The sequence below is a fragment of the Bacillus sp. JJ783 genome (assembly GCF_036963225.1).
In the GTDB taxonomy this organism is placed as follows: domain Bacteria; phylum Bacillota; class Bacilli; order Bacillales; family Bacillaceae_G; genus Bacillus_A; species Bacillus_A cereus_U.
Map to the genome: position 1 here is coordinate 359 of NZ_JBALMG010000205.1, position 2,774 is coordinate 3,132.

The following is a 2,774-nucleotide window of genomic DNA, read 5'->3' on the forward strand; positions in this document are numbered from 1 at the left end:
TTTGAAATAAAGTCACGATCTTTTTTAAAATACGCTCTTTTCTTTTGTTCGTTTATTAAGGTTAATTGCATTATTTCGATTAAACTTTATTTTAAAGCTACTGTAACTATGTTTTTAAGGTGAAATTAGAGCGAGATGAATAAAATGTCGAAAATATAAGAAATTTTTGTTTTTTTGTTGATTTATGTTTTTTTTAATGTTAAACTCATAACAACAAAGAAAGAGTAAACGAAAACCCTTAGCGATTAAATTATCAGAATTTTCATTCTTTTAGGCGGTTTACTCCATGTGATTTACACGTTTGTGTATTGCTTTTCCACTCTTTCTTTGTTTTTCCCTATAAAAGAAAACAACCTGTTTTTATCCAATTTGTTTTCTCTTGTAAAGATGTAATTTGTTTTTTTATAACAGTTGGAACTACTATTTTAAAAATTATTGTTGTTTAGGGGGGATAGCTAATAGTTTGGACATTTAATGAAGAGTTTTTATTAAAATGGAGTGGATCCAGAAAGAGGTGAAAAATAAGAAATTTGGATGTTAGTTTTTTAATTTTAGAAAAGGAAGAATAAAAATATAGTGGACATACAATTACAATAAAGGAATGCAGTATAGATCAGTATACTTGCATTCCTTTGCTATGAAAATGTATGGTGTTTGTTTAAGAAAGATAAGATAGTATAAATTATGCTTTGTATCGGCATATAAATCTATTTATTTATATATTACAAATGATTTATAAATTGTATTTATAAATCATATTACTGAAATTATAATAGAAAAAGAGTTAATGGATGAAAGATAGGTTATTGTATAAGTACTTGTATAATTGCTATTTGGATTTTACAAATCGATTCAGTCTTGTATAATCAGTTACAGGGTGGGCTATAAGTATGCAAAATAGAGCCCTTAACATGTTAACAGCGAAATGAAAGGATAGAATATTCTGACTTCATTTCTAGTTTTATAAAAAGGAACATCATATAGCTAATTATTTTCAAGTTCAGATCAATAATAAATGTATATAAGGAGCCGAATTTATATGGAAGACGTTCTACAATTGTTTAGAGATGCACTATCAATAACGGAACAATTGTATAAACAAGATGAGCAATTGTGGCATAAATGGGTTTCCTATTATGTTGAGGTTGAAGCAGATCAAAGTAAAATTGTGACTTCAGAATACCTTTCTCCGTCATTTTCAATGCTTGTACAGTGGCTAGAGCAACAACAAAGAAAAGGTGTTTCTCCTCTAGATATATTTAAAAATATAGATACTTACAGATTAATTATTCATGAGACCATAGGTGTCTTTATTGAACAAGAGTTTCGTAAAAATCAGACAGCTAGTACTATGGTGCATACAGCAACAAGTGAATCAGATGCGAACATATTGAATGAAAACTATTTAGAAGTAAATAACTCCGCGGTCTATTATAAGTTAAGAGATGGAATAGCCAAAAATCAATTTGAAGAAGATGAAAACACACGGTTAAAATCTTATCCTATTGAAACAAAGGATAGTAATGGAGTGGCACAGCTTTCCTCTCATAAAGATGAAGATCTAAAGTTAACGAATATTGAAGAGACAGCAAGATGGAATACATTAGTAGATGGTGTAATGAGTAATATGGATGATCTAACTGCAGATTGTTTAGATACCATCACGATTCAATGGTTGAATGAAGCAAAATCGCCTGATGAATTTATTGATTTTTCATATGAACAAGTTTTAGAAATGTGCAGTATTTCAAAGGCTAAGGCAAATGGTGTCGAATATTATAGGGTAGAAGATAAAATTAAAGTTGCGAAGCGGATTGCGGCCCTAGCGAGTATTTTTATATATCTAAATGATGACAATGAAGTAGTCGTATTAAATGATCGCGCTGAAACAGGTAAGCATTATGAAGTAAAACGCGAGGTAATTAAAAGACTATTTGTATTAGATTCCGTAGTTCTATGGAGAGATAAAAACACAAACGAATATATGGGGATAGAATCGTGTCGAATCAAACCGGGAAGTTTCTTATCCGGATATCTATATGGATCTAATAGTACTACCGCATTATTATCAAAAAAGGCACTTGAATATAATAGTTATAGACACAAATATCATAAAAGATTAATTCGATATTTGACATGGCAATGGAGAATACGTCAAATGTTTTCTAGCTTACAAAGACCTTATTCTATAGGTGGAGATAAAGGTTTGTTAGCAGTTATGGGTATAAACCAGAAACAAAAACCTAATCGTATTCGCGAACAATTAGAAAATGTTCTTAGTGATTTAGAAAAAGAAGGAGTAATTTCTCATTGGGAATATCATAATGGTTTAGAAGAAGAAAAACTGACAAAGAAGAATTGGTTTAAAAATTATTATTCACAGTTAGGAATAGTAATATTGCCACCCAAAGAACTAATTAGTTCAATGGAAAACTTAGCGAAAAAGAAAACAATTGATACAATACATGAGGAAAGTCAGCCAGTAAAAATTGTAGAAAAGCCATTAGATACGAGTGAAAATGAACAAGTAATCAGAGAGAAAATAGAGTTTATGCATATGAAAAAGAATATAACTATGCGAGAGCTTTCAATAGAGATAGGTATATCACAGCCTACTCTTTCTAGATTCTATAATAAAAAAACAAAGCGTCTCTCTAGTACGGCGAGAAGCAAATTAAACCAATGGTATAAAAGACAAATGATCATCGATAAAATGTAAGTTAAAGCTAAAAATTAGTATTAAAAAGAGTCCTAGAAATGGTCTTATCCCTGTC

The 2,774-nt window shown here is 30.0% G+C and carries 1 protein-coding gene; it reads left to right on the forward strand.

Annotated elements, in window-relative coordinates; translation table 11 throughout:
- The first annotated feature begins 1,039 nt into the window (after positions 1-1,039).
- Complete coding sequence (locus tag V7038_RS28105) at positions 1,040-2,719, forward strand: helix-turn-helix domain-containing protein (protein WP_335695976.1); 1,680 nt, start codon at positions 1,040-1,042, stop codon at positions 2,717-2,719.
- The last annotated feature ends 55 nt before the right edge of the window (positions 2,720-2,774 follow it).